This window comes from Salinimicrobium oceani (assembly GCF_012037645.1).
Genome location: NZ_JAAVJR010000352.1, coordinates 1 through 534, shown reverse-complemented (window position 1 = coordinate 534; position 534 = coordinate 1). Strand labels below are relative to the sequence as shown.

The following is a 534-nucleotide window of genomic DNA, read 5'->3' as shown; positions in this document are numbered from 1 at the left end:
GGCAAGGCTGTGAGAGACTTTTGTGTTTAGTAACACCAATTTATGACCTTCAAAATTTGCAGGTACATAAGTAGCTTCCAAACTGTGGCAATCCAAAAGAATAAGATGGTCTTCTCTACTTAAAACTGAGGCAAACTGGTCCATGATCCCGCATTTAGTGCCTACATAGTGATGTTCTGCATCACGCGAAAGTTCAGCGATCGTTTGCCGGGAAAGCCCCAGGTTAAATAGCTCATTAAGCCCGAAGGCAATTCCGCATTCCAGGGCGGCAGAGGAACTTATTCCCGCACCAACGGGAAGGTCACTGTCAATGATGCAATCGAAACCTTCAGGATTTTTTCCGCGTTTCTGGATCTCATTGACCACTCCAAGAATATAGTTCTCCCACATATGCTCACTGCGGGAGATCTTTTGCAGGTCAAAGGAAAAATATGTGTTATAGGTTTTGCTGTAAATGTTGCAGACAGAAGCAGAGCCGTTGGCAGAAAACTGAAGTTTTATCTTCTTATTGATCGCCGTGGGCAAAACAAAACC

General features: G+C 44.2%; 1 protein-coding gene. It reads right to left on the bottom strand.

Translation table 11 applies throughout. The features are described from left to right. On the bottom strand, nucleotides 1–534 hold a 534-nt coding region (locus HC175_RS17140), incomplete at both ends, for a galactokinase (protein WP_369074342.1).